The organism is Acidovorax sp. FW305-C-20-28 (assembly GCF_058783375.1).
Genome location: NZ_JBYSYM010000065.1, coordinates 1 through 16,704, shown reverse-complemented (window position 1 = coordinate 16,704; position 16,704 = coordinate 1). Strand labels below are relative to the sequence as shown.

16 protein-coding genes and 1 pseudogene are annotated in these 16,704 nt (G+C 69.6%); 9 read left to right on the top strand and 8 right to left on the bottom strand.

Features of this window, described 5'->3' with window-relative positions; genetic code table 11:
- Nucleotides 1–690 (bottom strand): NAD-binding protein (locus AC3WOH_RS34350; RefSeq protein WP_492233810.1); only part of this gene is annotated, 690 nt, incomplete at its 3' end.
- Nucleotides 691–868: 178 nt separating this feature from the next.
- On the opposite strand from AC3WOH_RS34350, the gene lplT reads away from it, so the two are divergent.
- Together lplT and AC3WOH_RS34340 are read left to right on the top strand one after the other, a co-directional pair.
- Nucleotides 869–2,149 (top strand): lysophospholipid transporter LplT, encoded by a 1,281-nt coding sequence (gene lplT, locus AC3WOH_RS34345; RefSeq protein WP_492233809.1) that lies wholly within the window; start codon nt 869–871, stop codon nt 2,147–2,149.
- A gap of 22 nt (nt 2,150–2,171) precedes the next feature.
- Nucleotides 2,172–3,230, top strand: a complete 1,059-nt coding sequence (locus AC3WOH_RS34340; protein ID WP_492233808.1) for a glycosyltransferase family 4 protein — start codon at nt 2,172–2,174, stop codon at nt 3,228–3,230.
- Between the two features lie 265 nt (nt 3,231–3,495).
- On the opposite strand, the gene AC3WOH_RS34335 is transcribed toward AC3WOH_RS34340, so the two are convergent.
- Entirely contained in the window at nt 3,496–4,239 is a 744-nt protein-coding gene (locus AC3WOH_RS34335) for an esterase/lipase family protein (RefSeq protein ID WP_492233807.1), read from the bottom strand.
- Nucleotides 4,236–5,915, bottom strand: a complete 1,680-nt coding sequence (locus tag AC3WOH_RS34330) for a WS/DGAT/MGAT family O-acyltransferase (RefSeq protein ID WP_492233806.1) — start codon at nt 5,913–5,915, stop codon at nt 4,236–4,238. The genes AC3WOH_RS34335 and AC3WOH_RS34330 overlap by 4 nt, the downstream gene beginning before the upstream one ends.
- A 387-nt stretch (nt 5,916–6,302) precedes the next feature.
- On the opposite strand from AC3WOH_RS34330, the gene AC3WOH_RS34325 reads away from it, so the two are divergent.
- Complete coding sequence (locus AC3WOH_RS34325) at nt 6,303–7,016, top strand: Crp/Fnr family transcriptional regulator (RefSeq protein WP_492233805.1); 714 nt, start codon at nt 6,303–6,305, stop codon at nt 7,014–7,016.
- Nucleotides 7,017–7,025: 9 nt separating this feature from the next.
- Here AC3WOH_RS34325 and AC3WOH_RS34320 read toward each other — a convergent pair whose 3' ends face one another.
- Nucleotides 7,026–7,979 carry a GlxA family transcriptional regulator gene (locus tag AC3WOH_RS34320; protein ID WP_492233804.1) on the bottom strand — a complete coding sequence of 318 codons (954 nt, stop codon included), beginning with the start codon at nt 7,977–7,979 and terminating at the stop codon, nt 7,026–7,028.
- Nucleotides 7,980–8,088: 109 nt separating this feature from the next.
- Here AC3WOH_RS34320 and AC3WOH_RS34315 point away from each other — a divergent pair, with 109 nt between their 5' ends.
- A complete protein-coding gene (locus AC3WOH_RS34315) occupies nt 8,089–9,084 on the top strand; it encodes an SLAC1 anion channel family protein (RefSeq protein ID WP_492233811.1) in 996 nt (331 codons plus the stop codon).
- 4 nt (nt 9,085–9,088) lie between these two features.
- Here the strand turns inward: AC3WOH_RS34315 and AC3WOH_RS34310 are convergent, their stop codons facing one another.
- Complete coding sequence (locus tag AC3WOH_RS34310; protein WP_492233803.1) at nt 9,089–10,099, bottom strand: GlxA family transcriptional regulator; 1,011 nt, start codon at nt 10,097–10,099, stop codon at nt 9,089–9,091.
- 63 nt (nt 10,100–10,162) lie between these two features.
- On the opposite strand from AC3WOH_RS34310, the gene AC3WOH_RS34305 reads away from it, so the two are divergent.
- Nucleotides 10,163–10,906, top strand: coding sequence for an SDR family oxidoreductase (locus AC3WOH_RS34305; protein ID WP_492233802.1), 744 nt, complete (start codon nt 10,163–10,165; stop codon nt 10,904–10,906).
- The gene (locus AC3WOH_RS34300; protein ID WP_492233801.1) at nt 10,903–11,910 is read left to right on the top strand and encodes a bestrophin family protein; all 1,008 of its coding nucleotides are present in this window, start codon (nt 10,903–10,905) and stop codon (nt 11,908–11,910) included. The genes AC3WOH_RS34305 and AC3WOH_RS34300 overlap by 4 nt, the downstream gene beginning before the upstream one ends.
- An 18-nt stretch (nt 11,911–11,928) precedes the next feature.
- Here the strand turns inward: AC3WOH_RS34300 and AC3WOH_RS34295 are convergent, their stop codons facing one another.
- The 3 genes from AC3WOH_RS34295 to AC3WOH_RS34285 all read right to left on the bottom strand — a co-directional run bounded on the left by AC3WOH_RS34295 (nt 11,929) and on the right by AC3WOH_RS34285 (nt 14,358).
- A complete protein-coding gene (locus AC3WOH_RS34295; protein WP_492233800.1) occupies nt 11,929–12,570 on the bottom strand; it encodes a dioxygenase family protein in 642 nt (213 codons plus the stop codon).
- A gap of 46 nt (nt 12,571–12,616) precedes the next feature.
- Nucleotides 12,617–13,300, bottom strand: coding sequence for a DUF4336 domain-containing protein (locus tag AC3WOH_RS34290; protein WP_492233799.1), 684 nt, complete (start codon nt 13,298–13,300; stop codon nt 12,617–12,619).
- Between the two features lie 161 nt (nt 13,301–13,461).
- Entirely contained in the window at nt 13,462–14,358 is an 897-nt protein-coding gene (locus AC3WOH_RS34285; RefSeq protein WP_492233798.1) for a LysR substrate-binding domain-containing protein, read from the bottom strand.
- 102 nt (nt 14,359–14,460) lie between these two features.
- On the opposite strand from AC3WOH_RS34285, the gene AC3WOH_RS34280 reads away from it, so the two are divergent.
- From AC3WOH_RS34280 to AC3WOH_RS34270, 3 genes and pseudogenes are all read left to right on the top strand, one after another.
- Complete coding sequence (locus tag AC3WOH_RS34280) at nt 14,461–15,438, top strand: tripartite tricarboxylate transporter substrate binding protein (RefSeq protein WP_492233797.1); 978 nt, start codon at nt 14,461–14,463, stop codon at nt 15,436–15,438.
- A 5-nt stretch (nt 15,439–15,443) separates the two neighbouring features.
- A complete protein-coding gene (locus tag AC3WOH_RS34275; protein WP_492233796.1) occupies nt 15,444–16,499 on the top strand; it encodes a M14 family metallopeptidase in 1,056 nt (351 codons plus the stop codon).
- 47 nt (nt 16,500–16,546) lie between these two features.
- Nucleotides 16,547–16,704 (top strand): annotated as a pseudogene (locus AC3WOH_RS34270) (PLP-dependent aminotransferase family protein); the annotation flags it as partial.

Genomic DNA, 16,704 nt, shown 5'->3' with positions numbered 1-16,704 from the left:
GTGCAGGGGCACACGCTGCGTCGCGCGCCTAGATTGGCACGCCGGCAAGGGCCTTCGCGACCCCGAAATTAGTGTGAACAGGCCCTGGTCCCGCTGGCGCGAGATGGGCGCATAAAGCTCGCGCATCACGCCGATGGCGCGCGCTGATGCGGCGCCGATGACGATGCGGTCCAGCCGCTGAAAGTCGTGCACCGCCGCGCCTTCCTTCAGGAATTCGGGGTTCGACACCACGTCGAACAGCGCTTCATCGCTGCCATCGTCGCCACGCAATTCCAGCTCGGCGCGCACGATGCGCGCTACCTCGTCGGCAGTGCCCACGGGCACGGTGGATTTGTTCACCACCACGGTGTACTGGTCGATGTGCCGGCCTATGGTGTGCGCCACCTCGCGCACCTGTGAGAGGTCGGCCGCGCCGTCGTCGGCCGATGGCGTGCCCACGGCGATGAAGACGGCGTGGCGACCGCGCAGGGTGCTGGCGTCGGCCTGGGTGGCCAGCTTCAGCCGCCGGGCGCGCAGGTTGCGCTCGACGATGGCGTCCAGCCCGGGTTCGTACAGGGGCAGGCGGCCGGCTTCGATGGCCTGGGCGCGGGCGACATCGCGCTCGATGCAGACCACGTCGTTGCCCATGTCGGCAAAGCAGGCGGCAGAGACCAGGCCGACATAGCCGGCGCCGAAGACCACGATTTTCATGCCACGACCTTTGGGGGTTGGGTGCTTGTTGCTGGCCCGGTTGTCGCGCGCGGGCGCGACGGGGCGATGACGGCGGCGTGTCGGGTGCGAGACAGGCGGGTGCGTCATGCGAGCGACACATGCGCGCTGCCTAATGGCCGGCCATGAACGCATGTGGCACCACCCGAGGCCGCACCCCATGAGCATTCAGGGTGTGCGCCTGCTGGTCGCCGCGCAGTTCGTCTCGGGGCTGGCCGACAACGCGCTGCTTGTGGTGGCCATTGCCTGCCTCATGCAGAGGGGCGAGGCGGCGTGGCTGGCGCCGCTGCTCAAGCTGGTCTTCACCGTGGCCTATGTGGTGCTGGCGCCCTGCGTGGGCGTGGTGGCCGACCGCTGGCCCAAGGAGCGGGTGATGCTGGCCGCCAATGTGCTCAAGGCCTGCGCCGCGCTGGCCATGCTGCTGGGCCTGCACCCGCTGGCGGCCTTTTGCCTGGCGGGGCCGGGCGCGGCCTGCTACTCGCCCGCCAAGTACGGCCTGGTCACCGAGCGCGTGCCGGCCGCGGCCCTGGTGCGCGCCAATGGCTGGCTGGAGGTGAGCACCGTGGGCGCCATCATCCTGGGCACGGCGCTGGGCGGCTGGCTGGTGAGCGATGGCTTTGCCGCGCTGTGGGGCGACAGGACGGACGCGGAGGAGGGCGGTGGTCTGCAGGCCGCACTGGTGGCTGTGGTGGCGGTGTACCTGGCGGCGGGCGTGCTCAATGCCTTCATTCCCCGGCGCCCGGCGGCGGGCGCCTCGTCGGCCTGGCGGCTGCCGGCGCTGCTGGCGCGCTTTGGCGTGGCGCAACGTGTGCTGTGGCGCGACCGCGCGGGCGGCATGTCGCTGGCAGTGACCACGCTGTTCTGGGGCGCGGGGGCCACGCTGCAGTTCGTGGTGCTGGCCTGGGCGCAGCAGTCGCTTGGGCTGGGGCTGGACCGGGCCGCCTACCTGCAGGCCGTGGTGGCGGTGGGCATTGCCGCGGGGGCAGCGCTGGCGGGGCGCTGCGTGGCGCTGGCGCAGGCGCCGCGCGTGCTGCCGCTGGGCGTGCTGATCGGGCTGGCCGTGCCGCTGATGCTGCTGGTGGAGTCCGTCGCCTGGGCCATCCCGCTGCTGGCGGCCGTGGGCTTTGCGGCGGGCGCCTTCGTCGTGCCGATGAATGCGCTGCTGCAGCACCGTGGCCATGTGCTGCTGAGCCCGGGGGAATCCATCGCGGTGCAGAACTTCAACGAGAACCTGAGCGTGCTGCTCATGCTGGGCGCCTACACGCTGCTGCTGGCGCTGGGGTGGACCACGGGCGGGCTCATCGCCGCGCTGGGCCTGCTGGTGGCCGGCTGCACGGCGCTGGCCGGCTGTCGCTGGCACCGGTCGCACCGGGCCCTGCAGCAGGCCGATGCCGACGTACCACCGCATACCGCGCAAGCCGCATCCCCCCACCACCCTTGATGCAAAAGGAAGAGAGGCGCCGATGAAGATACTGATCGTGACCGATGCCTGGGAGCCCCAGGTCAATGGCGTGGTGCGCACGCTCAAGATGACGCGCGCCGAGCTGCGGCGCATGGGGCACGAGGTCGAGATCCTCTCGCCCCAGGGCTTTCGCTCCATGCCTTGCCCCACCTACCCGGAGATCGCGCTGGCGCTGACCACGCGGGGCGAGGTGGGCCGGCGCATCCGCGCCATCGACCCGGACTGCCTGCACATCGCCACCGAGGGGCCGCTGGGTTGGCTGGCGCGGTCCTTTGCCATCCGCGAGGGCTGGCCCTTCACCACGGCGTACCACAGCCGGTTTCCGGAATACGTGCATGCCCGCATCGGCCTGCCCACGCGCTGGAGCTATGCGCTGCTGCGGCGCTTTCACAACGCGGCGCGCGCCACGGTGGCGCCCACGCCGGCCATCGTCGATGACTTGAAGGCGCGCGGCTTCACGGGCGCACGGCTGTGGTCGCGCGGGGTGAACCTGTCGCTCTTTGCGCCCGAGAGCGAGCGCATGGAGCGCGGCAGCGCGCCGCTGTTCCTGTACGTGGGCCGCATCGCGGTGGAAAAGCAGGTGCACAAGTTCCTGGAACTGGATTTGCCCGGCGAGAAGTGGGTGGCGGGCGAGGGCCCCGAGCTGCCCCGGCTCAAGGCCCGGTTCCCCCAGGTGCGCTGGATCGGCGTGCTCGACGGCCCGGCGCTGGCATCGGTCTACCGCACGGCCGATGTGATGGTGTTCCCCAGCGTCACCGACACCTTCGGCCTGGTGATGGCCGAGTCCATGGCCTGCGGCACGCCCGTGGCGGCCTACCCGGTGCCCGGGCCTATCGACGTGGTGGGTAAGGACTCGCCCGGCGGCGTGCTCGACACCGACCTGCGCGCCGCCTGCCTGGCGGCCATGCTCAAGCCGCGCGATGCCGTGCGCCGCCATGCCGAGCAGTTCAACTGGGAGGCCGCCACGCGCCAGTTCGTGCAGGCGCTGGCGCCACGGCGTGCGCAGGTGCCGGTGCCGCCGGTGGTGGGCGAGGTGCAGGTGCCCGGCGGCACGGCGTAGCGGGCGTCAGCCGGTAGCTTGCCTGCAGCCACGCATTGCGCGGGTTGCCAACCACGTAGGTGGAGAATCCGCTCAGGTTGACGTACTGCTTGTCCGTGGCGTTCTCCACGTTGATCGATACGCTCAACTGCCGGCTCTCGTCGTAGCGCGCCACCATGTCGCCCGTGGTTGCGCCGGCCACGATAGTCCCGCTCCCTGCGCCGTATGGATGGCCATCTCATCCGAGATGGGTTCTCGTTTTGCAGGCGTGGTCAGGAGCCGGTGTTCAGCCTCTCTTGCAGACGCACGACCCCTGCCGTGGCTGCCAACCCTCTTCGGGTTGCGACAGGCGCTCGGCGAGCAGGCGCAGCACCACGGGGTTCATGCCCATGCCGACATGGCTGGCGGGCACGCGGATGTTCTGGGTTTCGGGGCCTTCGGGCTGCAGGCTGGCGCGCCAGTCCACGATGCCATCGCTGCGGCTGTAGATGGAGGTGCAGGGCACGGGTACGGGTTCGTCCAGGCGGGCCATCAGCTCCGGGTCGTAGGCGCGCGGGCCGCTGACAAACTCGTACAGGCGCCGGGCGTTGGAGGCATTGGCGTGGTGCCTGACCGGGCTGCCCAGGGTGACGACCTGGCGCACGGCACCGGGCAGGCGCTTGGCCAGTTCGCGGGCGTAGACGCCGCCCAGGCTCCAGCCCACCAGGCTGATGCGGCGGCCCGATGTGGTGTGCAGCCGCTCCACATGGTCCAGGCAGGCCTCCAGCACGCCGGGGCGGGGCCCCAGGTTGCGCCCCTGGCGCCAGGCATGGGGCTCCCAGCCCTGTGCGCGCAGAAAGCTGCGCAGCAGGTGGGTGGAGACATCGCTGGCCGCCAGGCCCGGCAGCACCAGCACGCTGTGGCCATCGCCACGCGCCGTGTTGCGCAGCCAGGGCCACAGGGCCAATGAGGCAGCGGCCTCCATCGGGGCGCGCCATTCCAGCGCCAGGCGCAGGGCACCTGGGGGCGAGGGGGGCCGCGGCGACTTCATGCGCCGGTGGCCGCGGTGCGGCGGCGTGCGGGCTTCTTGGCGGCGGCGGTCGCTGCAAGCGCTGGCGATGCGGTGGGCGCTTTGGGTGTCTTGGGTGGGGCGGGCCGAGCGCGCTGGGCCCGGACAGGGGTGGTGCGCCGGGCTTTGGCCGGGGCTGCGGGTGCCTTCTTCGCGGCAACGGGCTTGGCTGCCTTGGCGGGTTTTGCCGCTTCCTCCTTGGGTGCTGGCGGGGCAGCGGCTGGGGGCGCTTCGGCGGTGGCCGCCGCCGCGGCAATGCTCTTGGCGAGTTCGTGCGCGGCGTCGATCATGTAGTCGCCCAGGTCGCCCACATCGGGCATGGCGCGCCGGCAGGCGGTCAGGCCGATCTCGATGGTGCCGTTGTAGCTTTGCACCGTGATGTTGAGCGCCATGCCGTGCGCGGGGATGGACACGGGCGAGTAGGTGGCGATCTTGGCCCCCGCCAGGTACAGCGGCGCCTGCGGCCCCGGCACGTTGGAGATGACGACATTGGCCACCGGCGGAATCTTGTCGGCCAGGCGCGAGCGGCCGTACAGCGAGGCCAGCCCGCTCATGAGCCAGGGCGCGCCGAAGGAGGGGAAATCCATGGGGATCGCCCCCTTCACCTGGCCCGTGACGCGCTTGCCCGTGTTGGCCGAGGCGTGGATGGCGCGCAGCCGTTCCAGCGGGTCCTTGATGTGGGTGGCCAGGCTGACCATGATGAACGAGACCTGGTTGGTCATGTCCTGGTTGCCCTGCTCGCGCAGCGACACCGGCACGCCGGCCACCAGGGGCTTGTCGGGCTTGCAGTCGTACTCGGCCAGGTAGCGCCGCAGCGCGCCGGCGCAGATGGCCATGACCACGTCGTTCAGGCTGGTGTTGCTGGCCTTGGCCAGCTGCTTCAAGGTGGCCAGCGGCAGCGCGCGCGTGGCGAACGAGCGCTGGTTGGTGATGGCCACGTTGATGGGCGTGCGGGGCGCCAGCTTCCAGCCCTTGGGCAGGGCCAGGCGGCGCTTGCCCGTGGCTTCGTCCACCGGCAGCAGCACGCTGCGCGCGGCGCGCAAGGTGGTGGGCAGGGTCTGCACCAGCTTCACGTACTGGCGCACCGTGTTGCCCAGGGCGGCCGTGGCCAGCTCGGCCACGCCCAGCTGGTAGCGGTTGAGCTGGCGGCGCGGGCGCGGCGGCTTGACCACGCGCGGCTCGGCGCTCAGGTCCAGCAGGGCGGCGGCCAGGGCCACCCCGGCCTGGCCGTCGATGGCGGCATGGTGCACCTTGGTGTAGACGGCCACCTGGCCCGTGGCCAGCCCCTCGATGACCACCATCTCCCACAGCGGGCGGCTGCGGTCGAGCAGGGGCGAGTGCAGCCGGCTCACCAGGCGCTCCAGCTGCTCGCGCGTGCCCGGGCGCGGCACGATGAGGTGGCGGATGTGGTGGTCGATGTCCAGGTCCTCATCATCCACCCACACCGGGTTGGCCAGCTCGAAGGGCATGAGCGCCAGCTTGCGCTGGAACACCTTGGCCAGGTGCAGGCGCTTGCCCACATGGGTCTTCACGTTTTCGTAGAAATCGCCCACATAGTCCTCGGGCAGGTCCAGCACCATCAGGCTGCCCACGTGCATGGGCATCTCGGGAGTTTCCAGGTGCAGGAACGAGGCGTCCATTCCGCTCAGGTGGTTCATGCGGTCTCCTTGTGGTGAAAGTTTTTCATGCCGCGGCGCAGGCCGCCGCCGCCGGGCGTGCGGTGGCCCAGTGTTGCGCACAAACGGGGTGGGCGGGATCGAGACAAGCGCTGATGCCGTCGCGGCGTGCCCGTGGCAAGATGCGGCGGCTGGTCTGGGCGTGGGAGATCTGCGGTGGCTGGTTCGTCGGCAATCAGGTGCATGCGGGGAGGCTTTGTTCATGCGCCGAGGTCGGCTGCTCCAGCATAGGCCGCCGCGCCTGCGCAGACTGTGCGCCGCAGGACACTCTGGCACCGCAGTCCCTGGGGGTAACCCCGAAGGCGAGGGCCCCGGGCACGGGGCGAGAATGAATGCCGACCCTTCGCCCGCAGCCTTTCCACCTCCTTGATGGCCGACCACGCCGACGCCGCGACCCTGCGCACCGCCATGCTGGCCGACAGCTGGTTCCGCCACTGCGGCGCCGCCCTGCAGGATGCCTTGCTGGCCCACGGACGCCAGCGCGTGCTGCAGCCCGGCGAGCATCTGTTTGCCCAGGGCGAGCCGGGCGGCGGGCTGTGCTGCGTGCTGGCGGGCTCGCTCACGGTGCAGTCGGTGGATGCCGATGGCCAGATGCCGGTGCTGGTGGTGTTGTCCCCCTGCCTGTGGTTTGGCGAGCTGTCCTTCACCGATGGTCAGCCGCGCTCGCACGATGCCGTGGCGGATGTGCCCTCCACCGTCTTCTGCGTGCCGCGCGATCCGCTGCTGGCCTGGCTGGAGGCGCACCCGCAGCACTGGCGCGCCATTGCCGGCCTGGCGGTGGGCAAGCTGCGCATCGTCTACCGCGTGATCGACGAGGAGATGCGCCGCCCGCTCACCCAGCGCATCGCGCGCCGCCTGTGGCTGGCCCTGCACGGCTGGGGCTGGCGCCACGACAACCCCGTGCACGCCGTGCACTGGTCGCAGGAGCAACTGGCGCGCATGCTGGGCAGTGGCCGCTCCAGCGTCAACCGGTCGCTGCGCGAGCTGGAGGAGGGTGGGGCGATACGGCTGAGCTACGGCAGCATCGAGGTGCTGGACGCGGCGCTGCTGCGTCGGGCGTGCGACGCGGCGCTCAGGGCCTGATAGCGGGCCCTATCCCGCAAAGCGCCTGCGGTACTCCGTAAGGCCCACGCCCAGGCGGCGGGTGAAGGCGCGGCGAAAGCCGTCCACGCTGGCATAGCCCACGGCATCGGCCAGGCGCTTGGCCGGCAGGCCCGACTCTTCGGCCAGGCGGCGTGCGGCGTCGATGCGCGCGTTTTCGACGAACTCGGCAGGCGTGGTGCCGGTTTCGCTGCGGAAGGTGCGCGCAAAGCTGCGCTCGCTCATGCCGGCGTGCGCCGCCAGGGCGGGTACCGAGAGGTCGCCCTGCAGGTTGGCCAGCACATGCTCCTGCAGCGCGCGCACGCTGGAGCGTTCGGCCGTCTGCGCCGCCAGGTGGGCGCTGAACTGGCTTTGCCCGCCGGGCCGCTTGAGGAACATCACCAGCCCGCGCGCCACGCGCAGCGCGAGGTCGCGGCCATGGTCCTGCTCCACCATGGCCAGTGCCAGGTCCATGCCGGCCGTGACGCCGGCCGAGGTGAAGAGCCTGCCGTCCTGGACATAGATGGCATCGGCTTCGACACAGGCTTCGGGGTAGCCCGCCGCCAGCCGCGCGGCAGAGTTCCAGTGGGTCGCCACGCGCTTGCCGTCCAGCAGCCCGGCAGCGGCCAGCACGAAGGCGCCGGTGCACACCGAGCCGTAGCGCCGCACCGTGCGGGCGCGGCGGCGCAGCCAGTGCTGCAGCGGCGCATCGGTCGCCATGTCGCCGATGTCAGGGCTGCCCGCCACCAGCAGCGTATCGATGGTGCCGCGCTGCGTGGCCACGGTGGCATCCACCGCCATGCGCAGCCCACAGCTGCTGCGCAACGGGCCTGCACTCGCGCTGAGCATCTGCACCTGGTAGGCGTGCGCTTGGCCCAACTGGCGCGCCGCCTCGGCAAAAACATCGGCAGGGCCGGCCACGTCGAGCAGTTGGAAGCGGGGAAAGGCGAGGATGGCGATGCGCATGGCAGACGGGGCCCGGTCATTGGCAGAAAACGCCGTGCCGTGGCCGGGACGGCCGCGCCAGTTTGGCAGAAATTACCTATCCATGCAAATTCTGCCAATCGAGGCCGCCATGCACGCAACTTCCATCCCTGCTTCACCCCCCACATTGCACCCGCGCTCCCAGGCCTCGGTGCGCAACTTGCCCGTGAACCTGTTCGCCGCCGTCATGGGGCTCAGCGGCCTGGCGCTGGCCTGGCGGCTGGCCCATGGCAGCCTGGGCGCGCCGGCCATTATTGGCGAGGCCATCGGGGCGTTCGCCCTGGGCGTTTTCGTGCTGCTGTCGGCGGGCTACCTGGCCAAGCTGGTGAAGCACCCCGATGCCGTGCGCGCCGAGTTCCGCCACCCGGTGGCGGGCAACTTCTTCGGCACCATCGCCATCTCGGTGCTGCTGCTGTCGGCCGTGGCCGGGCCCTACAGCGCGCCGGCTGCGCAAGGCTTCTGGACGGTGGGCGTGGTGGCCACGCTGGTGCTGTGCTTCGTGGTGGTGTCGCGCCTGCTCAAAGGGCAGGTGGATGCGTCCAACGCCGTGCCGGCCTGGATCGTGCCCTGCGTGGCCACGCTCGACATCCCGGTGACCGGCGGGCACATGCCCATGGCCTGGGCTGCGGAGGTGAACCTGCTGGCGAGCGCCGTCGGCGCCATGCTGGCCCTGGTGCTGCTGACGCTGATCATTGGCCGGCTGGTGCACCGGGACCCGCTGCCGCCCGCCATGGCGCCTGCGTACATGATCCTGCTGGCGCCGTTTGCCGTGGGCTTTCTGGCCTACGCCAACATCGCGGGCGGCATCGACCGGTTTGCCGCGCTGCTGTTCTATTTCGGGCTGTTCATGTTCGCTGTGGTGGTGCCCAAGGTCTTCCGGCCCGGTATTCCGTTCACGCCGGGATGGTGGGCCATCAGCTTTCCCATGGCGGCGCTGGCGAATGCGGCGCTGCAGTATGCGCAGTTCCGTGCGAGCGGGCCACTGTGGGGGATTGCCATCGTGTTGCTGGGCGCGCTGAGCATCGCCCTGGCCGTGCTCACGCTGCGCACTGTGCGCATGGCACTCGACGGGTCGCTGTTTCGATGAGCGCTCAACGGCGCGCAAAGCGCCTGCGGTAGTCCCGGGGCGCCACGCCCAGGTGGCGCTGAAAGGTCACGCGCATGCGCTCTTCGTCGCCAAAGCCGCATTGCAGGGCAATCTGGTCGATGTGGCGGGTGGAGTCCTCCAGCAGGCGCCTGGCGGCCTCCAGGCGAAACACCTCGACCGCCTTGGCCGGCGTGCGGCCGGTCTTCTCCTTGTACTGGCGGGCAAAGTTGCGCGGGCTCATGCGGGCGCGCTCGGCCAGGAACTCCACCGTCAGGTCGTCGCGCTGCAGGTGGGCGCAGATCCACAGGTTGAGTTCTTCGAAGGCGGGGGAGCTGTCGGCCTGCGAGCGCAGCAGGGCGCTGAACTGCGATTGTCCGCCGGGCCGCTTGAGGTAGACCACCAGCTCGCGCGCCACCTCCATGGCCACGTCGTGACCGCAATCGGCCTCCACCAGTGCCATCGCCAGGTCGATACCCGCCGTGACACCGGCCGAGGTCCACACGGCACCCTGCTGCACGAAGATCGCGTCGCGGTCGATCTCCACCGTGGGGAAGCGCTCGTTCATGCGGTCGAACATGAGCCAGTGCGTGGTGGCGCGCTTGTGGTCCAGCAGGCCGGCCGCGGCCAGCAAAAACGCGCCGCTGCACACCGACGCCGTGCGCCGCGTTTTGGCCGATGCGCGCCGCAGCCACTGCACCAGCGGGGCCGATTGGTCGAGCACTACATCCATGTGCGGCGAGCCGGGCACGATGAGCGTGTCCACCGTGCTGGCGCGGCACTGGCGCAGTGCCACGGTCTGCAGCTCCAGCCCTTCGGCGCTGCGCACCAGGCCGCCCGCCGGGCTGGCGGTGATGCGTTCATAGCCCGGCAGGCCGCGCGCCTCCATGGCCTTGGTAGCGGCCCAGAACACGGTCTGCGCACCCGTCAGGTCGAGCAGGCCCACTTCGGGAAAGGCGACGAACAGCACGCGCCTGGCACGCGTGCGTTTTGGCAGGATTTCAGGGGTATTGGTCATTTAAGACGGATGGCATCGATCCTACCATTCAGGCATCGAACCGCACCTACCCCAAGGAACACCATGAAGATCGTCGTCATCGGAGGCACCGGCCTCATCGGCAGCAAGCTCGTCAAAGAACTCACCGTGCGCGGCCATGAGGCCGTGGCCGCATCGCCCAACACGGGCGTCAACACCCTCACGGGCGAAGGCCTGGCCCAGGTGTTGGTGGGTGCACAGGTGGTGGTGGACGTGGCCAATTCGCCCTCGTTCGAGGACAAGGCGGTGCTCGATTTCTTCGAGACCTCGGGCCGAAACCTGCTGGCGGCCGAGGCGGCGGCCGGCGTGCAGCACCACGTGGCGCTGTCGGTGGTGGGCACCGAGCGGCTGCAGGCCAGCGGCTACTTCCGCGCCAAGCTGGCGCAGGAAAAGCTGATCAAGGCCGCGGCCATTCCCTACACCATCGTGCACGCCACGCAGTTCATGGAGTTCCTTGGCGGCATCGCCCAGGCGGGCACCGAGGGGCAGACGGTGCGCCTGTCGCCGGCCCTGGTGCAGCCCATTGCGTCCGACGACGTGGCCACCGCCATGGCCGATGCTGCGCTGGGCGATCCGGTCAACGGCACCGTCGAGATCGCCGGGCCCGAGCGGTTCGGGCTGGCTGCGCTGGTGCAGCGCTACCTGGCGGCCATCGGCGATGCGCGCACGGTGGTGACCGACGCCACGGCGCCGTACTTCGGCGTGCAGCTCGACGACCGCTCGCTCACGCCGAGCGACGCGCCGCGCCTGGGCGCCGTCACATTCGAAACCTGGATGACGCAGCGATGAACGTTGGCAGGGGATACCGGCTCTCCGAGTTCATGGTCTGGACGCGGCGGGAGATCTATGTCCTGGTCGCGCTGGGTCTGGTGCCGGTGTGTCTCTACCAACTGGCGCACTGGCGTTGGCTGAGCGTGCCCTGGACCGTGGTGGCGCTGATCGGTACGGCCACGGCGTTCATCGTGAGCTTCAAGAACACCCAGACCTATGCCCGCACGGTGGAGGCCCAGCAGGTGTGGACCGGCATCCTCAATGCCAGCCGGGCCTGGGGCCTGGTGAGCCGCGACTATGTGAAGAGTGAGGCTGCCACCCGGGAACTGGTGCATCGGCACCTGGCCTGGGTCACCGCGCTCAGGTACCAGATGCGTCGGCACAGGGCGTGGGAGAGCACGAACCGGCGCACCAATGCCGAGTACCAGCGCCGCTACTGCGTGCCCGAGCAGGAAACGGCGCTGGAGGTGGAGCTGGCCAGGTTCCTGGATGCGGACGAGCTGCGCGAGGTGCTTGCCTCGCGCAACAAGGCCACGGCCTTGCTGGCCCGGCAGAGCAGGACAATTGTGAAATTGTTCCAGATGGGCGAGATCCCCATCAACTTTTTCATCGAGATGGAAAAAGCCATCAAGGAGCTGCTGGACCACCAGGGACGCAGCGAGCGCATCAAGAATCTCCCGTACCCGCGCCAGTACGCGATCATCAATACCTTCTTCATCCGCTTCTTCTGCGTGCTGCTGCCTTTCGGGCTGCTCAAGGAATTCGATGCGCTGAATGCCGTGGCCAGCGGCTGGATGCAGGGCCACATGGTGTGGCTGGTCGTGCCCTTCAGCGTGGCGGTCTCGTGGATGTACACCACGCTGGAGCAGGTGGGCGCGAGTACCGAGAACCCGTTCGAAGGCGGCGCCAACGACATGCCCATCGCCCAGATCAACCGCATGGTCGAAATCGAACTGCGCGAACTGCTGGGCGATACGGACCTGCCACCGCTGCTGCGGCCGCGCAACAACATCATCCTGTGAGGTGCGCGGCGATCCGGCTCAGCCCGCCACCACGATGGGAAAGCGTGCCTGCAGTCCATCCGCTCCGCGCGTGAACGGCACGGTGAGCGCAGCGCGCCCCTCCTCCGACAGGTTGCGCCAGAGAAAGTCGCGGGCGTTGCCCGCATCGCCTTCCACATAGAGCTGCGTGGTCAGCAGCTCGCGCGGGCCCAGCCGCACCTTGAAGTGCACGTGCGGCGTGCGCCCGCTGTAGGGCACGGGGCGGATGGTGCGAAAGCGGTAGCTGCCATCGGCGCCCACGGTCACCCGGCCAAAGCCCTGGAAGGCAGCGTCGGCCTTGCCGCCATCGCCCGGGTGGTGGTAGTGGCCGCTTTCGTCGCATTGCCAGATCTCCACCTGCGCGCCGCGCACAGGCTTGCCATCCAGGTCGGTCACCGTGCCTTCCACCCAGGTCGGCTGGCCGCCGCGGTAACTCAACTGGCCGTTGCGCAGCAGGTCATGGTCCGCATCATCGGGCAGGCGTACGGGGTAGAAGGGGCCTTCGGTCTGCGAAGGGGTGGCGATGCGCGCCGTGGCCGGCTGTGCACGGGCGCCCAGCCAGAGAGCCGGGGCGGCGACCAGGGCGGCGACGACGACGCTGCGCCGGGGGAGGGCGGTGGTGGGCGCTGGGGTGTTGTGCATGGCACTGTGAGCCGCGCCGGGCGCGCGAGTTCCTTGGAACAGGTTTTTACACCTGCGCCAGGGCCTGCGACAGCTGCGCATGCGCATCCACTTCGATGACCGCGTTGTGCGCCATGACAAGGCGCGTGCAGGACCACTGGAGCATGTTCTGCGTGCTGCGCTGGAACGCCGGCCTGTCGCGCACCAGCAGGCGCACCGTGCGCGCAACCGCCAGCCGCTGGCGCACCCCGGTGAGCGAGGCATAGGCGCGCGCCTGCCAGGGCAGATCGCCCTGCCACCACTGCACCAGGTCGGTGACGATGAGGGTGCGGGATGGGTGGTGGAACCACACCGTCTCATTGCCGGCGGGGATGCCTTCGATCTGCAGGTGTTCGAGCTCAGGCCGCCAGGGCGCCTCTTCTTCGGGCCGCGGCAGGTCCTGCAGGGCCGCCAGGTCCGGCCGCTTGGCGCGCAAACCGGGGGCGCCGTAGAGGGCTGCCTGTGGGAATGCTGCTGCGCACGAGGGGGCGAACAGGTGGTGCGTCTTGCTCGGCGCCACGATGTAGCGAACGGTGCCCAGGGCCTCGATCTCGGCGCGCAGGGCGGCGTGGATGGGAATGGGCGAATGCAGCAGCAGCCTGCCGCCCGGCAGGCGCATCACGGTCATGCGTGTGGAGACCGGCAGTCCGTGGACGATGAAGGTGTGGGTGGCATGCCAGAGCGCGTTGGCAAGGGGCTGGAGATGTTGCACGAAGTGGCGGGGTCCTGGTGGAAAACGCCCATCGTGTCGCCGGTGGTGCGCACCGTCTTGAACGATTTCGACATGTACCTGACGGGCGGGCCCTGGCCTTGCCGGCCCACGCGCGCCTTGCGTTGGGTGCGCAAGCGCTCCATGCCCTCAAGCGCGTCCGTTCAGTGCGCCTTTTTTCCCATGCGCTCCAACATGTCCACGAAGGCCTGGGCCGCAATCGTGGCTTGAGAGCCCCGGCGCCGGATCACACTGACGGTGGAGGCCGGCAGCGGCTCGCGCAGCGGCAAGGCCTTGAGGCCATGGCGGGCGAACTCGGTGCGGGCCAGCGATGCGGCAAACACGCTCAGGTAGTCCATCTCCTTGATCAAGGCCAGTGCCAGCGTGAGCGAATAGCAGCTGGTGATGCGCCTGGGAACGGGAAGGCCATGGGCCGTGAACACGTGCTCGCTGGGGCTGTGGACATCGTGGCCGCTGGAGGGCAGCAGCCATTCCGCGTCGAGCAGGCTGCGCAGCGAGCGGCTGCGCACCAGGGGGTGCTGCGCGCGTGCGCCCACCACCGAATCGAGCGTGTACAGCGGCTGGGACTCCATGTCCGGGTCGAGCGGCTGCGTGGTGCCCTGCATCACCACCAGGTCCAGGGTGCCATCGCGCAGGCGGTCCAGGCTGGACGGCTGCACGTCTTCCCACAGGTTCACCTGGGCGCGGGGATAGGCCTGCTTGAACGCCGCCAGCACCCTGGGCAGCAAGGTCAGCGCCACGGTGGAGCCCACGGCCACCGACAGCGTGGCACCCACGCCATCGCGTATCAGGGCCAGCTCTTCGCGCGCGCGGCTGCTCTCCTGCATCAACAGGCTGGCGCGCAGGCGAAAGGCTTCGCCGAACTCGGTGAGCTGCACACCGGCCACACCGCGCACGACCAGCGGCACACCCAGGTCGTGCTCCAGCTCGCGCAGCGACTTGGTGACCGCGGGCTGCGACAGGGGCAGGGCCCGGGCCGCGGCGCGGATGCTGCGGTGTTGCGCCACAGCCAGGAAGCAGCGCAGTTGGTGGAACTTCATGATCACCGAAAGTTATCACATGGAAAAATTTTCTGTCTTTTTATTTGCGCGTGCCCTGCCTAAGCTTCGCCCATTCCAACAGGCTCGAACGGAGACAAACCCATGCAAAGACGGATGGCCCTCAACACCCTGGCCGGACTGGCCACTGCCGGTGCCTGGCCGGCCCTGGCGCAAGGCGCGGGAGACAAGCTCATCACCCTGGTGGTGCCGTACCCTCCGGGCGGTGGCTCGGACATCCTGGCCCGGGCCATCCAGCCTGGCCTGCAGAAGGTGCTGGGGCAGACGGTGGTGGTGGAGAACCTCGCCGGTGCCAACGGCTCGCTGGCCGCGCGCAAGGTGCTGGCGGCGGCGCCGGACGGCAACACCCTGCTCATCGGCTCGCCCAACGAGGTGGTGCTCGCGCCGCTGTCGATTCCGGGCTCGCGCTATGTGGCGGAAGACTTCCGCATGCTCAGCATGTTCTATGCCACGCCGCTGGCGCTCTACGTGCGCAACGGCCTGGCCGCCAGCAGCCTGGACTCGCTGATCGCCCTGGCGCGCAGCGAAGGAGGGCGGGAGCTGTCGTATGGCAGCACGGGCATGGGGTCGATGTACCACCTGGTCAGCGAGAACCTGCGCACGGCCAGCGGTGCCCGCATGTTCCACGTGCCCTACAAGGGCGGCGGCCCGCTGATCCAGGACCTGATCGGCGAGCAGATCGACATGACCTTCCTGCCCGTGGCGCGCAACCTGCTGAACATGGTGGACGCGCGGCAGATGAAGATCCTGGGGGTGGCGGCTGCCCAGCGCTCCACCCTGGCGCCGAACGTGCCGGTCTTCGACGAGGGCAAGCTGCTCAAGGGCTTTCACCATTCGCTGTGGTTCGGCACGCTGGCCCCGGCCAAGACGCCTGATGCCGTGCTGCAGCGTCTGAACCAGGCGCTGGCGCAGGTGGTGCAGATGCCCGAGACGCGCGCCGCCACGCAAGCCGCAGGCGCCGAACTGGGCCCGGCGCTTTCGCTGGCCGATGCCGGGCGCTACTACGCGGCCGAGAACACGCGCATCCGGCGCATGGCGCAAGGCGTCAAGCTGGAGGGCTGAACCGCGTGCTGCCGACCCTGACCTACATGGCAGCGCGCGAGCGCTTTCGGCACGGCGCAGCCCGACTGCGCCTGCCTGTGCATGCACACGAACTCCCCGGCCATCGTGGCGCGCAGGGCGAAGCCCTGGGCATGGACACCGTGCTCTGCGGCCCGGCCGATGCGGACCGCCTGGTGGTCGTGACCTCCGGCGTGCACGGTGTCGAAGGCCTGTGCGGCTCGGCCGTGCAGGTTGCGCTGCTGGGCGACCCGGACCTGCAGGACCGCCTGCACCAGGGCCGCGTGGCCCTGTTGCTGGTGCATGCGGTCAACCCGCATGGCTTTTCGTACCAGCGCCGAGTCAACGAGGAGGGTGTGGACCTCAATCGCAACTTCCTCGATTTCAGCCAGCCGCTGCCGGCCAACGCCGGTTACGCTGCGCTGCATGGCCTGCTGCTCCCGCCGCAGTGGCCGCCCGGGCCCGATAACCGGGCTGCGCTGGATGGGCAGGCGGACTGGCTGCGCACCACCATGCGCGGGCAGGCCAGCCATGCCGATGGCCTGTTCTTCACCGGCCTGCGGCCCGCCTGGAGCAACACCACGCTGCGCGCGGTGCTGCGCGAGCAGGGGCGCGCCAGGCAGCGGATCAGTTGGATCGACATCCATTCGGGGCTCGGCCCCTTTGGCCATGGCGAAAAGATCTTTGCCGGCCGCGGCCAGCCGGGCGAACTCGATCGCGCCCGGGCCTGCTGGGGCGCGGACGTGTTCTCGCCCCTGCAGGGCCAGTCGGTGTCGCAGGCCCTGCAGGGCACGGCGGCCAGTGCGATCTACGACGAGTGTGCCGGCGCCACCGTGGACTGCATGGCACTGGAGTTTGGCACCGTGCCGGCTGCCGACATGCTCGACGCCTTGCGCGCCGACCACTGGCTGGCCTTGCACCCCGATGCCGCGCCGGGGCTTGCTGCCCAGGTGCGGCACGCCATGTTCAATGCCTTTTGCAGCGAGAACCCGCTATGGCAAGGCATGGTGCTGGGCCAGGCCCGCACGGCCGTGGTGCAGGCCGTGGCCGCCCTGGCCGCGTGATCCCGCACCCGACGTTTTCCTTTCTTCCGCTTTCAACGAGACAGACCATGCCCCTTCGATTCGCCGACCGCCTGAACAACGTAGAAACCTCCGCCATCCGAGAGCTGTTCAAGCTCCTGGGCAAGCCAGGCATCATCAGCTTTGCCGGCGGCTTCCCCGACAGCGCCATGTTCGACGTGGAGGGCATCCGCGAAGCCAGCAACCA

Excerpts from the sequence above, each read along its gene's own strand:
- lplT (WP_492233809.1), top strand. The coding sequence starts at position 869 with ATGAGCATTCAGGGTGTGCGCCTGCTGGTCGCCGCGCAGTTCGTCTCG.
- AC3WOH_RS34340 (WP_492233808.1), top strand. The coding sequence starts at position 2,172 with ATGAAGATACTGATCGTGACCGATGCCTGGGAGCCCCAGGTCAATGGC.
- AC3WOH_RS34335 (WP_492233807.1), bottom strand. The coding sequence starts at position 4,239 with ATGAAGTCGCCGCGGCCCCCCTCGCCCCCAGGTGCCCTGCGCCTGGCG.
- AC3WOH_RS34330 (WP_492233806.1), bottom strand. The coding sequence starts at position 5,915 with ATGAACCACCTGAGCGGAATGGACGCCTCGTTCCTGCACCTGGAAACT.
- AC3WOH_RS34325 (WP_492233805.1), top strand. The coding sequence starts at position 6,303 with ATGGCCGACCACGCCGACGCCGCGACCCTGCGCACCGCCATGCTGGCC.
- AC3WOH_RS34320 (WP_492233804.1), bottom strand. The coding sequence starts at position 7,979 with ATGCGCATCGCCATCCTCGCCTTTCCCCGCTTCCAACTGCTCGACGTG.
- AC3WOH_RS34315 (WP_492233811.1), top strand. The coding sequence starts at position 8,089 with ATGCACGCAACTTCCATCCCTGCTTCACCCCCCACATTGCACCCGCGC.
- AC3WOH_RS34310 (WP_492233803.1), bottom strand. The coding sequence starts at position 10,099 with ATGACCAATACCCCTGAAATCCTGCCAAAACGCACGCGTGCCAGGCGC.
- AC3WOH_RS34305 (WP_492233802.1), top strand. The coding sequence starts at position 10,163 with ATGAAGATCGTCGTCATCGGAGGCACCGGCCTCATCGGCAGCAAGCTC.
- AC3WOH_RS34300 (WP_492233801.1), top strand. The coding sequence starts at position 10,903 with ATGAACGTTGGCAGGGGATACCGGCTCTCCGAGTTCATGGTCTGGACG.
- AC3WOH_RS34295 (WP_492233800.1), bottom strand. The coding sequence starts at position 12,570 with ATGCACAACACCCCAGCGCCCACCACCGCCCTCCCCCGGCGCAGCGTC.
- AC3WOH_RS34285 (WP_492233798.1), bottom strand. The coding sequence starts at position 14,358 with ATGAAGTTCCACCAACTGCGCTGCTTCCTGGCTGTGGCGCAACACCGC.
- AC3WOH_RS34280 (WP_492233797.1), top strand. The coding sequence starts at position 14,461 with ATGCAAAGACGGATGGCCCTCAACACCCTGGCCGGACTGGCCACTGCC.